The sequence below is a fragment of the Acinetobacter sp. V104_13 genome, from assembly GCF_031798995.1.
Classification (GTDB): Bacteria; Pseudomonadota; Gammaproteobacteria; order Pseudomonadales; family Moraxellaceae; genus Acinetobacter; species Acinetobacter pittii.
The window spans coordinates 58,078-77,588 of sequence record NZ_JAVQNP010000022.1; the positions used below are offsets into that span (position 1 = coordinate 58,078).

The window sequence follows — 19,511 nt, forward strand, 5'->3', positions numbered from 1 at the left end:
ATAATTTCTAGGAACTAGCTAATATTTTGGAATAAAAATGATTAAATCAATTCAATATTTAAGAGGTTTGGCTGCTCTTGCTGTAGTCTTATTTCATGCTAGTGGTGCAATACTAGTACATTATGCTGTGGAGCAAAAAACTTTTATTCATGGGGAGAAGCTGGAGTAGACCTATTCTTTATTATTTCTGGTTTTATTATGGTTTATATTACATTTAATAAAGATGTGGGAGTTGCCGATTTCCTATATAAAAGATTTGTGAGAATTTATCCAATATTTTATGTATATGCAACTATAGCATTAATAATTTTTATAATTAGTCCAGATTCAATTAATAGAAGTGCAGCAGAACCTACTAAAATATTACCTTCATATTTGTTGATTCCATATACAAATCATACCAATCTTGTCTTGGTTGCTTGGACTTTAGTTTATGAGGTTCATTTTTATATACTATTTGCTTTATCTCTATTATTGATGAATAAATATAGATATATATTTACTGGTTTTATTTTGTCTGCTTTATCAATATCTAGCTTAGTTAAATATGATTCATTTTATTTACATTATATTTCTAGTCCAATTATTTTAGAATTTCTATTAGGAATGATTATATATTTCTTAGTTTATAATAGATCTGATAAAAACTTATGGTTCTTAATATTTTTCTTTATGATAGCAATTTTTTCTTTATTTTTTAATGGAGTTGTTCCTGAAAGATTAGTTTCTTATGGAGCTATATCTTTCTTATTGATGTTCTCTGTTTTACTAATAGAAGTTAAAGGAGGATTTGAAATTGATAATATATTTTCTAAGTTTCTTATGAAATTGGGTGATTCATCTTATTCTTTATATTTATCGCATCTTTTTGTTTTAGGAGCGAGCGTAATTATTTTAAATAAATTACATTTTATAAATAATAGTACAGTACAAATAATGATTATTCTTTTGACTGGTGGTGCAATAGCTTGGGGATGGCTTTCATATCGTTTTATTGAGAAACCAATTATTAGTTTCTTTATGCAGAAAGGATTGACTAAATGGTTTTTAAAAAGAAAGGAGAGGGGAGTGGATTTAGCAAATTAAGAGAACTGTTAATTTGGCGATTATTTTTATGGTAATATTCGCCATTGCCTTTTTCCTTTTAGTTAAGTTATGGCCTTTCTGCGTCAACAGCTGTTATTTATCTTTATTGCCTTTTTATCCACTTGCGTAGGTGTATACGTTGCATGGGATATGAATCTGACATGGAATAAGTTTTATAGCTATTTGATTTCAGAAAAAGCTATTTTTTCAATTCTCTTTAACTATGCAGTCATTCAACTATTTTTTATTGTAGTTGGTCGTAAGTATACGGCTCTTTTTTTAAGTCAGTTATTCGTTATATTTTTAAATTTTATTAATAAAAAGAAGCAACAATATTTATTTAGTAATCTAAGTCCTGAAGATATTTTTCTTGTGCCTGAGGCAATGAAGGCAACACCATGGCATTTACAACTCATTTTCTTTACTTCAATTATTTTCTTTCTTATTACTCTGCTAATTGCAATAAGAAAAGAAAGTAAGGTGACATTTCATTTCTATGTACCAAATATTATTATTTTTGGATTACTTAGTAGTAGCCTAATTTATTTAAATTTCATTAGAAATCCTACAGGCGCTTGTTTTTCTAAAAATAAGCCTATGATTTGTGCAAGCTTACAGGAATTTCCAAATACAAGAAATGACTGGATCGGTGATTATCGGAAAATTCAAGATTATGGTTTTGTGACTTTTTACATTTCTAAAGTATTGGATAATGTAACGAGTGTATTATTGCCTAGTCAGAAAATGTCTGAGCAAGATATACAGCAAATTTTTCAGCAACATCATTTGATTCAATCATTAGAAAAGAATAAGAAGGAATATCCGAATATTGTGGTTATTATGGAAGAGTCTTTTTGGGATTCTCATCATTTAGAAACTGGATTACCAAAAAATTTATTATCTTTTGTCCACAAAAATCAAGTTTCTAACTTATTGTCACCTTCTTTTGGGGGAGGTACTGCGAATGTCGAGTTTGAAGTACTTACGAGCCTCAATACAACTTTTTTCCCAAATGAATTGTTATATGTTTCTAAGCTCAAGAAGCCAACTTATGCTCTACCTTATTATTTAAATTCAATCGGTTATCAAACAGTTGCAATGCATAATAATTATAGTTACTACTATAATCGTAATAAGGTATATCCAGATTTAGGGTTTGAGAAATTTATATCGCTTGAAAACATGATTGCCCATAAAGATCTAGAAAAAGTTATTAATTTAGGCGGTTGGGTCACAGATGATCTTATTTTTGATTCAATTAAGTCTATTTTAAAAGAGAATGAGCTACAGCCAAAGTTTATTTATGCGATTACTGTTGAAAATCACCCAATGTACAACGATTATCGATTTGGTAAACAAAATTATAAACTTAACAAAGAATTATCTGAAACTGAAAAGCAAAAATTAAGTACTTATACTGCTGGAACTGCGCGTGCTAACCAAAAGCTAAAAGAGCTCGCTGAATATTTAAAGACAGTAGATCGACCAACAATTTTAATTGCTTTTGGCGATCATTTACCGAATCTACAAGAAGTTTATGATAGTTATGATTTTTTTAAAGATGATCCTGAGCGAACTAATTTAAAAAATTATCAGACACCGTTTGTAGTGTGGAGTAATTATAAATTAGATAAGAAGCCTTTAAAGCAGCCTTATATTGCTGCAAGTTTCGTTGCTCCAAAACTATTAAAGCTGGCAGGGTTGCCTTTATCAGGTTACTATCAATTTATTGATGATGTCTCGAGTTGTTATAGTGCCATTCACCAAAAATTTATGAATGAAAATCCAACGTGTAATTTTGATAAGAAAGTATTGTTAAAAGGTTATGAAAATCTAAATAAGGATGTATTAGATGGGCATAATCATACTTATAAGATTATGCAGAGTACGCAAAAAGAGATGGAACAATAATGTTCCATCTCTTTGATATGAACTCTATTAAGACTTAATTAACCTAGTCAATTCATCTACATAATATTGCATTGGCTGAGCTTGGCGATCGGCACGGCTTTCAATGTTGAGACGTAGTAAAGGCTCAGTGTTTGAAGCACGCACATTAAAACGCCATGCACCAAAGTCGAGGCTTACACCATCGGTACGATCAATTTGTGGATTTTGATCAGCATAGAAATCGAAAATCTTTTGAATAGTGATCTGTGTATCAGCCACTTTAAAGTTGATTTCACCACTACAAGGAAATTTAGTAATCATATTTTCAACTAGGGTTGAAAGAGATTGACCTGTTTCAGAGAGTAGAGCAACGGTGAGTAACCATGGAATCATCCCGCTGTCGCAGTAAGCAAAGTCACGGAAATAGTGATGGGCACTCATTTCACCACCATATACGGCATTGTGTTCACGCATAACATCTTTAATAAATGCATGCCCCGATTTTGACTGTACAGCAACACCTTTATATTCGTCGACGATATCAAATGTGTTCCACACTAAACGTGGGTCATGCACAATTTTTTCGCCTGACTGTTTAATCAAGAAAGCTTGAGCCAATAGACCAACAATATAGTAGCCCTCAATGAATTGACCTTTTTCATCGAACAAGAAACAGCGGTCAAAGTCGCCGTCCCATGCAATACCTATATCTGCTTTATGCTCAAGAACAGCATTTCGGGTACTGTCACGGTTTTCAATTAAAATTGGGTTAGGGATGCCATTTGGGAAAGTACCATCTGCTTCATGATGAATTTTAATAAATTCAACTGGTACATTAAGCGCTTTAAATTTTTCTTCAATGGCATCAATCACATGACCAGCTGCACCATTACCTGCGTTTACCACTAACTTTAATGGACGGATTTTTGCAGGTTCAATATAAGTCAGTAGATGGTCAACGAACTCAGGCAAAATGTTATAGCTTTGCGTTGTACCTTTTTGACTAACTTCTTCAAAGTTATTGGTTTCTGCTAAAGCCTGAATTTCTTTTAAACCGGTATCAGCACTAATTGGACGAGCATTTTCTCGTACTAATTTCATGCCATTATAGTCCATTGGGTTATGACTCGCAGTAATTTCTATACCACCTTGTACGTCTAAATGAAAAGCTGCAAAGTACACTTCTTCAGTACCCGTCATGCCCAAATCAAGAACATTCACACCCGCATCATTTAAACCGCGGATGGTCGCTTGTTTTAAAGTTTCACTGCTTAGACGAATATCACAACCTACAACCACAGTCTTTGGTTTATAGATTTGTCCGTAAGCGCGGCCAATTTTATAGGCGATTTCTTCATTCAATTCGGTGCCGAGTTTGCCTCGGATATCATAAGCTTTAAAACACGTTAAAGTAGTCATTATTCAATTCAATACATGTGGTTTGAGTTGTGTGCACATTATACATAGATCATTAAACAGGTATGTTTATAGTTTTTATACTGAAATTTTTCACTTCATTTCTATAGACCTGATCTAAATTTATAAAAAAGCTTTTTTACGACTTTAGTCTAATAATTAAATTCAAAAGTTTGAAATGTCTTGATTTTACTTAATCATATTGGTCTTACCAATTATAGTGATTATTTAATGATTGATCTTGCCAATATCTGTGTTTATGATGCGGTCTGTGGTTTAAGGAACAACATTTGCACTTAATTTTTAATTGGTCATACCAATTGTGTTGAATGTTTAAGAATTTAAGGTACAAAAATTCGCCCCGGCATTTCAAGGAGATGACAATGCTCAATATGTGGCAACAACTTTATGACCCTTTAAATAATATTTGGCTGTCCAGTGCGGTTGCATTAATCCCGATTATTTTCTTCTTTTTAGCACTAGCAGTTTTTCGTTTAAAAGGCAGTATCGCGGGTACGGGCACAGTCATTATTGCATTATTGATTGCGCTCTTTTTCTATCAAATGCCGGGTCAAATGGCCTTTGCGTCAATCATTTACGGTTTCTTCTACGGTCTATGGCCAATTTCATGGATCATTATTGGGGCAGTTTTTCTATACAAAATTTCGGTAAAAACAGGTCAGTTTGAGGTTATTCGTTCAAGCATTTTGTCGATTACCGAAGACCAACGTCTGCAAATGCTATTGGTTGGTTTTGCATTCGGTACTTTCCTTGAAGGGGCGGCGGGTTTTGGTGCTCCTGTAGCAATTACCGCTGCACTCCTTGTTGGTTTAGGCTTTAAGCCACTTTACGCTGCTGGTTTATGTTTGATCGTAAATACAGCACCAGTGGCATTCGGTGCAATGGGTATTCCAATTATTGTGGCAGGACAGGTTTCTGGTGTAGATACCATGGAAATTAGCCAGATGGTGGGTCGTCAGTTGCCGTTTTTAACGCTGATCGTGCTGTTCTGGATTATGGCGATTATGGATGGCTGGCGTGGTGTTAAAGAAACTTGGCCTGCGGTAGTTGTCGGTGGTGGTTCGTTTGCGATTGCTCAGTATCTCACTTCTAACTTCATTGGCCCTGAATTACCAGACATTACCGCAGCAATTGCATCATTAGTGAGCTTAACTTTACTGTTCCGTGTTTGGAAACCAAAACATATTTTCCGTTTTGAACCTGAGGCGGGTCAAACTTTAACTCAACAACCTACTACGGTTCAACGTTATAGCATTGGCAAAATTGTGAAGGCATGGTCTCCATTTGCCATCTTAACCGTGATGGTCACCATCTGGAGTATTAAGCCATTTAAAGCATTATTTGCAAAAGATGGCGCTCTTGAGCACTGGATTTTTAAACTTGAAGTACCGTATTTGCATAAATTGGTCGAAAAAATGCCACCAATTGTGGCAGAGATGAAACCATATGAAGCGATTTATAAGTTTGACTGGTTCTCTGCAACAGGTACTGCAATTTTTATTGCTGCAATCATCACTGCTATTTTCTTGAAAATGAAAGCAAGTGAGGCACTAACGACTTTTGGTGAAACACTCAATGAGTTGAAAACACCGATTTACTCGATTGGTATGGTGTTAGCGTTTGCTTTTATTGCGAACTATTCAGGTTTATCTGCAACTTTGGCTTTGGCTCTATCGCATACGGGTCATGCGTTTACTTTCTTCTCACCATTTTTGGGCTGGCTTGGAGTGTTCCTTACAGGTTCAGATACCTCTTCAAACGCTTTGTTCTCGGCTCTACAGGCAACTACAGCGCAGCAAATTGGTATTCCAGAAGTGTTACTGGTGGCTGCTAATACCAGTGGAGGCGTGACAGGTAAGATGATTTCTCCGCAGTCGATTGCGATTGCTTGTGCCGCAGTAGGCTTAGTTGGAAAAGAGTCTGACTTGTTCCGTTTCACGGTAAAACATAGCATCATATTCACTGTCTTTGTTGGCATCATTATTACGGTTCAGGCTTATCTTGTTCCGTGGATGATTCCATAACTCCAGTGAAGGAAACGCGATGAGAATCTCCGATCAAGTGGTCATGAAATTGCAGGCATTAATTGAAGAACGTCACATGAAAAAAGGTGACCGTTTGCCTGCCGAACGCCAGCTTGCAACTAGCTTAAGGGTTTCTCGTCCGTCTTTGCGTGAAGCGATTCAACAGCTCAATAGTCAAGGGGTGCTCAGTAGCCGCCGCGGTGATGGGACCTATATTCAGCAGTTACCTGAACAGTGGCCACAGCAACTGATTGTGAACCCGATTAGCAACCTGATTGAAGAAGATCCGCTCTACCGTTTCGATGTGCAAGAGGCGCGGTTATTACTTGAAGGTGGCACTGCTTGGTATGCCGCATTACGCTCAACGCCTGAAGATCGCGTCAAAATTCATCATTATTTTAATGAAATTAGCCGCCATCAAAATGCGGGTGACTCGGCACAGGCGGCAGTAGCCGATGCTGAATTCCATTTAGCGATTGCTGAAGCATCTCACAATGTGGTGCTGATCCAAATGATGCGTAGTCTGTTTGATTTGCTGCAATACAACGTCTTGTTAGGACGTAAAAAAGTTTATAACGACCCCGTAAATGGTGACTTGCTGAGCGAGCAGCATTTTCAGGTAATGGATGCTATTGATCGTAAAGATCCCGAGGCCGCACGCCAAGCTGTCTGCGGTCATATTGAATTTGTGATTAATCATGTGCGTTCTCTGGATGAAGATGAAGCTCGCCAGAAACGTGCAAATCGTTTAAATAGAGTTGATTCAAAATGATTATTTCTTCTGGCAATGATTATCGTGCTGCGGCACAACGTCGCTTACCTCCATTTTTATTTCACTACATCGATGGTGGAGCGTATTCGGAATATACCTTAAAGCGTAACGTACAAGATTTGTCAGAAATTGCATTGCGTCAACGTGTACTCAATGACATGTCAGCGTTAAGTTTAGAGACAAAACTGTTTAATGAAACATTGTCGATGCCAGTTGCTTTGGCACCTGTAGGCTTAACAGGTATGTATGCGCGCCGTGGCGAAGTTCAAGCGGCGATGGCAGCCGACAAAAAGGGCATTCCATTTACGCTTTCAACGGTTTCTGTTTGTCCGATTGAAGAAGTTGCACCTGCAATTAATCGCCCGATGTGGTTCCAGCTTTATGTATTACGCGACCGTGGTTTTATGCGTAATGCTTTGGAACGTGCAAAAGCGGCAGGCTGCTCAACACTTGTGTTTACCGTAGATATGCCTGTGCCGGGTGCACGTTACCGTGATGCCCATTCGGGTATGAGTGGGCCAAATGCTGCGATGCGCCGTTATATGCAGTCTATGTTCCACCCACATTGGTCATGGAATGTCGGCTTAATGGGTCGTCCGCACGACTTGGGCAATATCTCTAAATATTTAGGTAAACCGACTGGGCTTGAAGACTATATTGGTTGGTTAGGTTCGAACTTTGACCCATCCATTTCATGGAAAGACCTTGAGTGGATTCGTGAATTTTGGGATGGCCCAATGGTGATTAAGGGCATTTTAGATCCTGAAGATGCCAAAGATGCGGTGCGTTTTGGTGCTGACGGTATTGTGGTGTCGAATCATGGTGGTCGTCAGTTAGATGGTGTGATGTCGTCTGCTCGTGCATTGCCTGCAATTGCCGATGCCGTCAAAGGTGATTTGGCCATTTTGGCTGACTCAGGCATTCGTAATGGTTTAGACGTGGTGCGTATGTTGGCGCTCGGTGCCGATACGGTTTTACTTGGCCGTGCATTTGTTTATGCCTTGGCGGCAGCAGGTGGGCAAGGGGTGTCGAACTTGCTTGATTTGATCGATAAAGAAATGCGTGTTGCGATGACCTTAACGGGTGCTAAGTCGATTAAGGATATTAATGCGGATTGTTTAGTGCAGGCGATGAAGTTCTAACATTTCCGTATTAACTTTGATGATATTGGCACGACGGAGTCTTATCGGAAAAAGTTCAATGTAAGTAGCTAATTGACGTTACTTTTTTAAAAAAGTAACCAAAAACTTTAGTTTCGATGACGGTACGTCCTTGCTACCGCATCGAAACGGCGGCATCCATGCCGCCAACGCGTCGCCAATTGGATTAAGAAATTAGCTACTGTGCTAAGCGTCACTTACAGCCTGCGTGGTATGAGCAAGGATTTGTTTTTGCAATGTAAATTGAAAAATGGCTACAGCGAACAGGTTCTGTAAGTGACAGTGCCTTTGGTTACTTTGGGCAAAACCAAAGTAACAGAATGAGCTGCTTACATCGAAGTTTTCCCTGTAAGACTACGTCGTGTTGCTCTAAATTTAAAAAAACTATGTGGTATGGATGACCAAAAGGAAACCATCATGCAAACATTTTCCCCTCAAGCAGTGATCGAACGCTTACAAAATATTGTAGGGCGTTCTTATGTTTTGACCGATGATCAAAGTACGCGTCAGTACCGTCAAGGTCGTCGTTTTGGCGAGGGGAAAGTACTTGCAGTGGTTGTACCAGGGACCTTGCTTGAGCAATGGCAAGTGTTGCAGGCTGCAATTGAGGCAGACTGTATTGTGATTATGCAGGCGGCAAATACAGGACTCACTGGTGGTTCAACCCCATATGGCGATGATTATGATCGTCCTGTTTTAGTAATGAGTACTCGCCGATTAAAGGGTATTCAAGTCATCCATGACGGCAAGCAAGTCATTTGTTTACCAGGTGCAACCTTAGATAATTTAGAACAAATTTTAAAAGGTTATGACCGTGAACCACATTCAGTAATTGGTTCATCTTGTATTGGTGCTTCGGTACTGGGCGGTGTGTGTAATAATTCTGGCGGTGCCTTGGTACGCCGTGGTCCTGCGTATACTGAACTGGCGTTATATGCTCAGGTCAATGCTGCTGGTCAATTAGAACTGGTGAACCATTTAGGTGTGAATTTAGGCTCGACTCCTGAAGAAATTTTAACTCGTTTAGAGAAGCAACAATACCAAGCCGTAGATATTTTAGATGATAGCGAAAAGCAGGCATCGGACCATCGTTATGCCCACGATGTGACTCAAGTCGATGAAGATACGCCTGCGCGTTTTAATGCAGACCCGTCACGTTTGTTTGAAGCCTCAGGTTCGGCAGGTAAAGTTTGTGTGTTTGCCGTGCGCCTTGATACCTATGAAAAAGTAGAAAGTAATGTCTTTTATATTGGTACTAATGATGCCGATGATTTAACAGCCATTCGTCGTTACTTACTCACCTCGCTGCCAAGCCTACCGATTGCAGGTGAATATATTCATCGAGATGCTTATTTGATTGGTGAGAAGTACGGGAAAGACACGTTCTTGTTTATTGAAAAGTTCGGCACAGCCAATGTTCCCAAAGCTTTTGCGATGAAAGATAAAGTCGATGGCTTTTTAGAACGATTTAAAATTAAAGGCTTAACGGATCATATTTTACAGGCGATTACCTTCTTTTTACCGAGTCATTTGCCGAAGCATATGACCGAATATCGAGATCGTTATGAGCACCATTTAGTTTTACGTGTCGAAAATAATTCAAAAGCTCAGACCGAGCAGTTTTTAAAAGAATATTTTGCAGTGCATCCGTCAGGTAGCTATTTCGTGTGTAGCGAAGAAGAAGGCCGAAAGGCGTTCTTGCACCGCTTTGCGATTGCGGGGGCGGCAATTCGTTATCGTGATACGCACCGTAGTGAAGTTGAAGATATTGTGGCGCTTGATATTGCGTTACGTCGTAATGACCGTGAGTGGGTAGAGCAACTACCAGCCGAGATGGAAAATAAAATCCTCCATAAACTCTATTATGGGCATTTCTTTTGTCATGTTTTTCATCAGGACTATATTCTTAAAAAGGGCCATGACCCATTAGAAATGGAACATCAAATGTGGAAGTTATTGGACGCGCGCCGTGCTGAATATCCGGCAGAGCATAATGTCGGGCATCTCTACATTGCTAAACCTGCCTTAGCCAATTTCTACCAAAAACTCGACCCAACCAACAGCTTTAATGTGGGTATTGGACATACCTCAAAACTGAAATATTGGGGCAAGGCTAAATCGTAATATTGAGACATAAAAAAAGGCGCCGAAGCGCCTTTTTTAATAGATGTCTTATGCTGCTTCTACTGATTTAGCAAGCACTTCAGCCATCGCTTTTGCAACAGTGTAAACATTGTTCATGTTTAAACCTGCTACACAAATACGACCACTACGTACTAAGTAGATTGCATATTCTTCACGCAAGATATCCACTTGCTCAGCAGTTAATCCTGTATAGCTGAACATACCTTTTTGGTTTACAAGGTAGCTAAAGTCACGGTCTGGTAATGCTTTAGTAAGTTCATCTTTCAAGATGCTACGCATTTTAATAATACGCTCACGCATCTCTTTCACTTCACCTTGCCATTGTTGGTTAAGTTCAGCGTCATTTAACACTTCATCAACTAACCAAGCGCCTGTTGTAGGAGGGCTAGAGTAAATACGGCGTACAGTCGCTTTTAACTGACCGAATGTGCACTGAGCAGCTTCTGCATCATCACATACGAAAGTTAAGCCGCCAACGCGCTCGCCATATAAAGAGAAGATTTTAGAGAATGAGTTGCTCACAATGAAGTTTAGACCCGCTTGGTCTAAAGCACGAATTGCATACGCATCTTCTTCCATACCGTCACCAAAACCTTGGTAAGCGATGTCTAGGAATGGAATAAGGTTACGGTCTTTTAATACTGCAATTACTTGGTCCCATTGCGCTGGGTTTAAGTCAGCACCAGTTGGGTTATGGCAGCATGGGTGCAATAACACAATGCTTTGCTCAGGCAAAGTTTTAAGTGTAGAAAGCATACCGTCAAAATCTACACCACGTGTTTCGTTGTCGAAATATGGGTAGAAATGAGTTTTGATGCCAGCGCCATTGAAAATCGCAACGTGGTTATCCCAAGTTGGTTGGCTTACCCAAACGTCAGAATTTGGGAAATAAGTTTTTAAGAAATCCGCACCAACTTTCAATGCACCTGAACCACCAAGTGTTTGGATGGTTACAGCACGGCCAGCTTTAACTGCTGGGCTGTTTGCACCAAATAAAAGTGCTTGAATTGCTTCACGGTAAGGTTTGAAGCCTTCCATTGGCAAATAAAGTTTGGTTTTACCGTTTTTAGGCTCGATACGCTTTTGCGCTTCAATAATGGTCTCTAACTGAGGAACAATACTGTCTTCGTTATAGTAAAGACCAATACTCAAGTTCACTTTTCCAGAACGAGTATCAGCATTGAACTGTTCCATTAAAGAGAGAATTGGATCGCCTGCGTATGGGGGGATATGTTGAAACATCAAAAAAGTCCTTTCATTCAACAATATGCATAGTGCTGGGTTTTTTCTGTCTCGAAAAATACGCCACAACTATGTCGATGCTCAATAATGTATCAATAAAGCTACCGTGAAGCACCTGATAATTTCACTAATATCGATATTTTCTGGATGAAAATGATAAAAAGATTTAAAAGAAATTACGGTAAATAGAAACTAATTTCTAACTCATGCTTTCATTCAAGCAGATTGTCTACAATCTTGCTGTAATACATTGGTTGTAGACTAAAGTTTGAAACAAAAGATGAGAGGCCGAAAAGCAACTAAAAAAGTGCCATAAATTTATAGGTAAAATAATATTAAATAACTGTTTTATAAGTGCTAATTGGTAAGTGGTGTAATGCTATAAATATAAGGTGAAATAACAGGTCAAACGATAAAAATTGACCTGATGCGTTCTGTAAAGTGTCAACAATCACCTTGATTTTTTTCATTCATACCGCTATAAAACTCATAATTGATTAAAAATTGTCGACAATATGCAAGATTTGACCTTCGCACCAGCGCCACTACAAAGTCAGGGAAGAACACTGACCGAGAATGTATTTAAACAAATACAGACGGCGATTGTTTTGGGTCAAATTCCGGCGGGTAGCAAAATTTCTGAGCCTGAACTGGCGCGCACTTATGGCATTAGCCGTGGGCCATTGCGTGAAGCAATTCATCGCCTTGAAGGTCAACGTTTGGTTGAGCGCACTGCTCATGTGGGTGCGCGCGTGGTTTCGCTCTCACTGCAACAGTTCAAAGAGCTTTACCAAATTCGTGCGTCTTTAGAAGGTTTGGCTTGCAAACTTGCTGCACAGCATATTGATAAAAAGCAAATTTTGGCGCTACGTGATGTATTGCGTATGCATGCCGAAGATGAAAATTTTAAAGCAGGTAAAGGATATTACTTGCAAGAAGGGCAGGACGATTTTCACTACTGCATTATCAAAAGTAGTGGCAATAAAACCTTAGAAAAAATGCTATGTGATGAGCTCTATCACCTCATTCGCATGTACCGAATTCAGTTTTCAAACACACCTGATCGACCAAGCAAAGCTTGGGATGAACATATCCGTATTTTAGATGCAATTGCAGAAGGCGATGGTGAACTTGCCGAGCTGCTCATGCATCGACATATCAATGCTTCTTACAAAATTATTGAGCAAACACTGCTACAAGCACAAGGAGAACATAACAATGGCTAAACAATCCGCAGGTCAGCTATTTCGCGATGCAGTAGCCCAAGAAAAGCCATTACAAGTGGTTGGAACCATCAACGCCAATCATGCACTTTTGGCAAAACGTGCAGGTTATAAAGCGATTTACTTATCAGGTGGTGGTGTAGCAGCTGGTTCTTTAGGCTTACCTGATTTGGGAATCAGTAACCTTGATGACGTGTTGACAGACGTACGCCGTATTACCGATGTATGTGATCTTCCATTGTTGGTCGATGCGGACACAGGTTTTGGTGCTTCTGCATTTAACATTGCTCGTACGACAAAAGCACTCATCAAGTTTGGTGCTGCGGCAATGCACATTGAAGACCAAGTGGGCGCAAAACGTTGTGGTCACCGTCCGAACAAAGCCATTGTGACTCAAGAAGAAATGGTTGACCGTATTAAAGCTGCGGTCGATGCACGTGGTGATGACAGCTTCGTGATTATGGCACGTACTGATGCATTGGCCGTAGATGGCTTACAAGCTGCAATTGACCGTGCGGGAGCCTACATTGAAGCGGGTGCAGACATGTTGTTCCCTGAAGCAATTACCGAGCTTGATATGTACAAGCAATTTGCTCAGAAGACTGGCGCACCAATTTTGGCGAACATTACCGAATTTGGTTCTACACCACTGTTTACCACTGAAGAGTTAGCATCTGCCGATGTAAGCCTTGCGCTTTATCCGCTTTCTGCTTTCCGTGCCATGAACAAAGCAGCCGAAACTGTGTATGAAACCTTGCGTAAAGAAGGCACGCAAAAGAACGTGATTGATATTATGCAAACGCGTAAAGAGTTATATGAACGCATTAACTATTATGCGTTTGAAGACTACTTAGACAACGCATTTGCTAAAAAGAAGTAATAAATTAAAAAGTTGATTAATTGGAATCTGATACTCGGAGGCGTCATCTGCAACTGTTTGAGACAGGACTACATTTTTAAAAAATGGTTCTGCGATAGATAGGATATTCGATGGTTGTGGACGAGTTTTGCAGATGACAATGGTTTTGCCTACTTTTCCCGAAAGAAAAGTAGGTCGAACCGAAGGTTAATCCTGAAATAAGAAGTGAAAATGGTACGACTCCGTCGTGCTTAATAAATAAATTCAGATAGATAGGAAAGGACAATCTTATGAGCTCAAATGAAACAACAACAGGCTTCAAACCAAAAAAATCAGTTGCACTTAGCGGACAAGTTGCAGGCAACACAGCACTGTGTACCGTAGGACGTAGCGGTAACGACTTGCACTATCGTGGCTATGACATTCTTGACCTTGCAGCGGGTAGCCAGTTTGAAGAAGTTGCTCACTTGCTCGTACATGGCAAATTACCAAACAAAGCTGAACTCAAAGCCTATAAAGCAAAATTAAAAGCACTTCGTGGCTTACCGGCAGCACTTAAAACTGCACTTGAACAACTTCCTCCGTCTGCACACCCAATGGACGTGATGCGTACAGGTGTTTCAGTGCTAGGTTGTTTAACGCCAGAACACGAAGACCACAATGAAGCGGGCGCAAAAGACATTGCTGACAAATTAATGGCAAGCCTAGGCTCAATGCTGCTTTATTGGTATCACTTCAGCAATAACGGTCGTCGTATTGAAGTTGAAACTGATGACGACTCAATTGCAGCGCATTTCTTACATTTACTTCATGGCGAAAAACCATCTGAAGAATGGATTCAAGCAATGCATACATCGCTTATTTTGTATGCTGAGCACGAGTTTAACGCGTCTACATTTACTTCACGTGTGGTTGCAGGTACAGGCTCTGACATGTACTCGGCAATTACAGGCGGTATTGGTGCACTTCGCGGACCTAAGCACGGTGGTGCAAACGAAGTTGCATTCGTCATTCAACAGCGTTATGACAACGCAGACGAAGCTGAAGCTGACATCCGTAAACGTGTTGAAAATAAAGAAGTCGTGATTGGTTTTGGTCACCCTGTATATACAGTTTCTGACCCACGTAACGAAGTGATCAAGAAAGTGGCACATGACTTAGCACAAGCACAAGAGAACACCAAGATGTACCTCATTGCTGAGCGTTTAGAAGCAGTGATGAAAGAAGTGAAAAACATGTTCCCGAACCTCGACTGGTTCAGTGCGGTAAGCTATCACTTAATGGGTGTTCCAACTGCCATGTTCACACCGTTATTCGTAATTGCACGTACAGCAGGCTGGTCAGCGCACGTGATTGAACAACGCCAAGACGGCAAAATTATTCGTCCAAGCGCGAACTACACAGGCCCTGAAAACCTCGAATTTAAACCATTGGCGGAGCGTGGTTAATGAACACAAAATACCGTAAACCGCTGGCAGGTACCCAGCTTGAATATTACGACGTGCGTCAAGCCGTTGAAGATATTCAGCCAGGCGCATACGAAAGACTGCCTTACACCTCTAAAGTACTTGCAGAGCAATTGGTACGCCGTGCCGATGCCGAGAATTTAACTGCTTATTTAACGCAGTTAATTGAGCGCCGTCAGGACTTAGACTTTCCTTGGTATCCTGCGCGCGTGGTGTGTCATGACATCCTAGGCCAAACTGCATTGGTTGACCTTGCAGGCTTGCGTGATGCGATTGCTGACAAAGGCGGCGACCCATCTAAAGTTAACCCAGTTGTGCCAACACAGCTCATTGTCGACCACTCTTTAGCAGTGGAATACGGTGGTGCTGACCCAGACGCTTTTGCAAAAAACCGTGCTGTTGAAGACCGCCGTAACGAAGACCGTTTCCACTTTATTGAGTGGACCAAAACTGCATTTAAAAATGTCGATGTGATCCCTGCGGGGAACGGCATTATGCACCAGATTAACCTAGAGAAAATGTCTCCGGTGATTCAGGCGCGTGATGGCGTAGCATTCCCAGACACATGTGTCGGCACAGACTCACATACACCACATACAGACGCTTTGGGCGTAATTTCTGTGGGTGTTGGTGGCTTAGAGGCTGAAAACGTGATGTTAGGCCGTGCATCTTGGATGCGTCTGCCAGACATTATTGGTGTTGAGTTTGTAGGTCAACGTCAAGCAGGCATTACTGCAACAGATATCGTACTTGCTCTAACTGAATTCTTGCGTAAAGAACGCGTTGTTGGTGCATACCTTGAGTTCTTTGGTGAAGGTGCTGACAGCATGTCTGTGGGCGACCGTGCAACCATTTCGAACATGACACCAGAATATGGCGCTACAGCTGCAATGTTCTACATCGACCAAAACACGATTGACTACTTACGTCTAACAGGCCGTGAAGATGCTCAAGTGGCATTGGTTGAACAGTACGCAAAAGAAATCGGCCTTTGGGCATCTGAAATGACCAAAGCAGAGTACCCACGTGTACTACGTTTTGACCTATCGACAGTCACACGTAACATTGCTGGCCCATCAAACCCACATGCACGTGTTTCAACTGCGGACCTAAAAGAAAAAGGCATTGCAGGTGTTGTTGAAAACCGTTCTGATGGCTTAATGCCAGATGGTGCAATCATTATTGCCGCAATTACTTCGTGTACCAATACTTCTAACCCACGTAACACTGTGGCGGCAGGTTTGTTGGCACGTAAGGCAAATGAACTTGGTTTAGTTCGTAAACCTTGGGTGAAATCATCATTTGCACCAGGTTCAAAAGCGGCTGCACTTTACCTTGAAGAAGCGGGTGTTCTAAAAGACTTAGAGCAACTTGGTTTTGGTATTGTGGCTTACGCTTGTACGACGTGTAACGGTATGTCGGGTGCGTTAGATCCAGTCATTCAAGAAGAAATTATTGACCGTGACTTGTACGCAACAGCAGTACTCTCTGGTAACCGTAACTTCGATGGCCGTATCCATCCTTATGCAAAACAAGCGTTCTTGGCATCTCCACCACTTGTTGTGGCATATGCAATTGCGGGCACGATTCGTTTTGACATCGAAAAAGATGCATTAGGTCATGACAAAGACGGTAACCCGATTTATCTGAAAGACATCTGGCCATCTGATGCTGAAATTGATGCATTAGTAAAAGAAGCTGTGAAGCCTGAACAGTTCCGTAAAGTCTACATTCCAATGTTTGACTTGGGCGAAGTTGAGCAAGCGAAGAGCCCACTTTATGACTGGCGTCCGCAAAGTACTTACATCCGCCGTCCACCATATTGGGAAGGGGCGTTGGCTGCACCACGTACTTTGGCGAACATGCGTCCACTTGCGATTTTGGGTGACAACATCACTACCGACCACTTGTCGCCTTCAAATGCGATTTTAATGGACTCGGCTGCGGGTGAATATCTTCACAAAATGGGCGTACCAGAAGAAGACTTTAACTCATATGCAACCCACCGTGGTGACCATTTGACTGCACAACGTGCAACATTTGCCAACCCGAAACTCTATAACGAAATGGTGGTTCGTTCAGACGGTACCATTAAGCAAGGTTCAAAAGCGCGTGTAGAGCCAGAAGGCGAAGTGATGCGTATGTGGGAAGCGATTGAAACCTACATGAACCGTAAGCAACCGTTAATTATTATCGCGGGTGCTGACTACGGTCAGGGTTCAAGCCGTGACTGGGCTGCAAAAGGTGTACGCCTTGCAGGTGTTGAAGCGATTGTGGCAGAAGGTTTTGAGCGTATTCACCGTACCAACTTAGTGGGGATGGGCGTGTTACCTCTTGAGTTTAAACCGGGTGTAAACCGCAAGTCTTTAAAACTAGATGGTACAGAGCTTTACAGCGTGATTGGTAATATTGCGCCACGTTCGACTTTAACTTTAGTGATTGAGCGTGCTACAGCGGATGGTAAAGAAGAGATTCTTGAAGTACCTGTGACCTGCCGTTTAGATACAGAAGAAGAAGTTTCTGTATATGAAGCGGGCGGTGTATTACAGCGTTTTGCGCAAGACTTTTTAGAAGGCCAAGTGGCTTGATTAAATAGTAAAAAGTAGATTGATTTTTGTACAATAAAGCCATATTTTAAATATGGCTTTATTTTTTAAGCCTCTTAACTTTATAAATATGGGGGTAAACAATGGATCATTATATTATCAATAAAAATCCACAATATAATGGAGATCACGAAGTACATAATGCTACGAAAGGATGTAATTATTTACCAAGTATAGAAAATCAAGTCTCAATAGGTAATTTTGTTAATTGCCAACAAGCAGTAGCTCAAGCTAAATCGAATTGGCCGAATAATAGAATAAATGGTTGTTACTGGTGTGCAAACGCGTGCCATACTACTTAATTGAAAATTATTGATATTCTTTAAAAAAGAGCCTACTTTAAAGTAGGTTTCTTTATTTTTTTAGAGGCTTTTATGAGGTTTAGAGATAGAAACTTAAAAGATATTGCAGACTGTATTGTGGGTGACAGGCAATATTTTCCTTATAGAAGTAGTTTTTATATTACACAGTTTTTTGATGAATGTGATTTACCTTATGTACATGATGGGAGTACTAGATGGTGGTGGACAGCAGAAAGATTAAAGGAATTATTGGAAGAACCGTGTGCAAAAGACTCTTTACCTGAGAAATTTATCAATCTGCTTAGGATATTAATGTATAAGTCTGATGCAACAGAAGATGATCCTGAAAGAATAAATGCATTAATGGAATTGAATAAACCATTAAGTCGGGAGGGATTTGAAGCTTTTTATGGAAACGATAATATTTTATATGTAAGAAATATAAGAACCAATAATTTAATAAAACCAAGTGAAAATCCACATAGACCATTCACAGAAGATGAGCTAAAGAAAAGAGAATTACTTATAAACTTTTTAGAGAGATGTTCAGAAGATGAGTTAATTGAAAAAATTTTATTACCTTTATTTAGAATATTGGGTTTTCAAAGAATCACGGTAGCTGGACATAAAGACAAAGCTTTAGAATATGGAAAAGATATTTGGATGAAATTTACGCTGCCCACCCAACATATAATTTATTTTGGGATACAAGTTAAGAAAGGAAAATTAGATTCTTCTGGAATGACTAAAGCAGGGAATCATAATATTGCTGAAATTTATAACCAAACTACAATGATGTTAGGACATGAGATTTTTGATCCTGAAACAAATAAAAGAGTTTTAGTTGATCATGCTTATATCATTGCAGGTGGAGAAATTACTAAAGCAGCAAGAAATTGGTTGGGAAATAAACTTGATGCTAATAAGAGAAGTCAAATAATCTTTATGGACAGAGAAGATATTCTAAATTTATTTACGGTTAACTTAATCGAAGTTCCGCAATTATCTTAGATCAATAAAAAAAAGCCCAACATCCTGTTGGGCTTTTTCGTATTTGGTTGCTAGATATGACTCCTGTCGTATCTCACGATCCTGATGCATGAACCTATTATTGTTGTTTTATGTTCCGGAACATCCTGTTCCTGTATGAGTTCATATTAGAAAAAAAGCAGAAGATAGCCAATCGGCTAAATCCCTAAATCTATGTAAGATAAATCGTACAAATAACATTTTTTGCATTTATGCCATCATCATCGGGCGAAATGGACAATTGACATTCACTTTAAGTGGGTTATATTC

14 protein-coding genes and 1 pseudogene are annotated in these 19,511 nt (G+C 40.0%); 12 read left to right on the top strand and 3 right to left on the bottom strand.

Annotated features, from left to right (window positions below; genetic code table 11):
• Positions 1–159: 159 nt before the first annotated feature.
• Together RMB06_RS07410 and RMB06_RS07415 are read left to right on the top strand one after the other, a co-directional pair.
• Positions 160–1,086, top strand: a pseudogene (locus RMB06_RS07410) (acyltransferase family protein); the annotation flags it as partial.
• 69 nt (positions 1,087–1,155) lie between these two features.
• A complete protein-coding gene (locus RMB06_RS07415) occupies positions 1,156–2,997 on the top strand; it encodes an LTA synthase family protein (protein WP_311078986.1) in 1,842 nt (613 codons plus the stop codon).
• 27 nt (positions 2,998–3,024) lie between these two features.
• On the opposite strand, the gene RMB06_RS07420 is transcribed toward RMB06_RS07415, so the two are convergent.
• On the bottom strand, positions 3,025–4,395 hold the full coding sequence (locus tag RMB06_RS07420) for a phosphomannomutase CpsG (RefSeq protein ID WP_311078987.1): 1,371 nt from the start codon (positions 4,393–4,395) through the stop codon (positions 3,025–3,027).
• 374 nt (positions 4,396–4,769) lie between these two features.
• Here RMB06_RS07420 and lldP point away from each other — a divergent pair, with 374 nt between their 5' ends.
• The 4 genes from lldP (at position 4,770) to dld (ending at position 10,493) form a co-directional block, all read left to right on the top strand.
• Positions 4,770–6,437: an L-lactate permease gene (gene lldP / locus RMB06_RS07425; protein ID WP_311078988.1), complete on the top strand. Its 1,668-nt coding sequence runs from the start codon at positions 4,770–4,772 to the stop codon at positions 6,435–6,437.
• A gap of 19 nt (positions 6,438–6,456) precedes the next feature.
• Positions 6,457–7,209, top strand: coding sequence for a transcriptional regulator LldR (gene lldR / locus RMB06_RS07430; protein WP_311078989.1), 753 nt, complete (start codon positions 6,457–6,459; stop codon positions 7,207–7,209).
• Positions 7,206–8,351 carry an FMN-dependent L-lactate dehydrogenase LldD gene (gene lldD, locus RMB06_RS07435; protein WP_213689040.1) on the top strand — a complete coding sequence of 382 codons (1,146 nt, stop codon included), beginning with the start codon at positions 7,206–7,208 and terminating at the stop codon, positions 8,349–8,351. The genes lldR and lldD overlap by 4 nt, the downstream gene beginning before the upstream one ends.
• 435 nt (positions 8,352–8,786) lie before the next feature.
• Complete coding sequence (dld, locus tag RMB06_RS07440; protein WP_311078990.1) at positions 8,787–10,493, top strand: D-lactate dehydrogenase; 1,707 nt, start codon at positions 8,787–8,789, stop codon at positions 10,491–10,493.
• 48 nt (positions 10,494–10,541) lie between these two features.
• Here dld and RMB06_RS07445 read toward each other — a convergent pair whose 3' ends face one another.
• Together RMB06_RS07445 and RMB06_RS07450 are read right to left on the bottom strand one after the other, a co-directional pair.
• Positions 10,542–11,756, bottom strand: a complete 1,215-nt coding sequence (locus tag RMB06_RS07445) for an amino acid aminotransferase (protein ID WP_016142558.1) — start codon at positions 11,754–11,756, stop codon at positions 10,542–10,544.
• A gap of 335 nt (positions 11,757–12,091) precedes the next feature.
• Positions 12,092–12,226 (bottom strand): hypothetical protein, encoded by a 135-nt coding sequence (locus tag RMB06_RS07450; RefSeq protein WP_311078991.1) that lies wholly within the window; start codon positions 12,224–12,226, stop codon positions 12,092–12,094.
• Positions 12,227–12,271: 45 nt separating this feature from the next.
• Between RMB06_RS07450 and RMB06_RS07455 the strand changes: the two genes are divergently transcribed.
• The 6 genes from RMB06_RS07455 (at position 12,272) to RMB06_RS07480 (ending at position 19,223) form a co-directional block, all read left to right on the top strand.
• Positions 12,272–12,982 (top strand): GntR family transcriptional regulator, encoded by a 711-nt coding sequence (locus tag RMB06_RS07455; RefSeq protein WP_311078992.1) that lies wholly within the window; start codon positions 12,272–12,274, stop codon positions 12,980–12,982.
• Positions 12,975–13,859: a methylisocitrate lyase gene (gene prpB / locus RMB06_RS07460; protein WP_005071840.1), complete on the top strand. Its 885-nt coding sequence runs from the start codon at positions 12,975–12,977 to the stop codon at positions 13,857–13,859. Before RMB06_RS07455 ends, prpB begins: the two co-directional genes overlap by 8 nt.
• Positions 13,860–14,128: 269 nt before the next feature.
• Complete coding sequence (gene prpC, locus RMB06_RS07465) at positions 14,129–15,286, top strand: 2-methylcitrate synthase (RefSeq protein ID WP_002120737.1); 1,158 nt, start codon at positions 14,129–14,131, stop codon at positions 15,284–15,286.
• Positions 15,286–17,892, top strand: a complete 2,607-nt coding sequence (gene acnD / locus RMB06_RS07470) for a Fe/S-dependent 2-methylisocitrate dehydratase AcnD (RefSeq protein ID WP_311078993.1) — start codon at positions 15,286–15,288, stop codon at positions 17,890–17,892. The genes prpC and acnD overlap by 1 nt, the downstream gene beginning before the upstream one ends.
• A gap of 101 nt (positions 17,893–17,993) precedes the next feature.
• The gene (locus RMB06_RS07475) at positions 17,994–18,212 is read left to right on the top strand and encodes a hypothetical protein (protein WP_000350168.1); all 219 of its coding nucleotides are present in this window, start codon (positions 17,994–17,996) and stop codon (positions 18,210–18,212) included.
• Positions 18,213–18,284: 72 nt separating this feature from the next.
• A complete protein-coding gene (locus RMB06_RS07480; RefSeq protein ID WP_262470567.1) occupies positions 18,285–19,223 on the top strand; it encodes a restriction endonuclease in 939 nt (312 codons plus the stop codon).
• Positions 19,224–19,511: the final 288 nt, after the last annotated feature.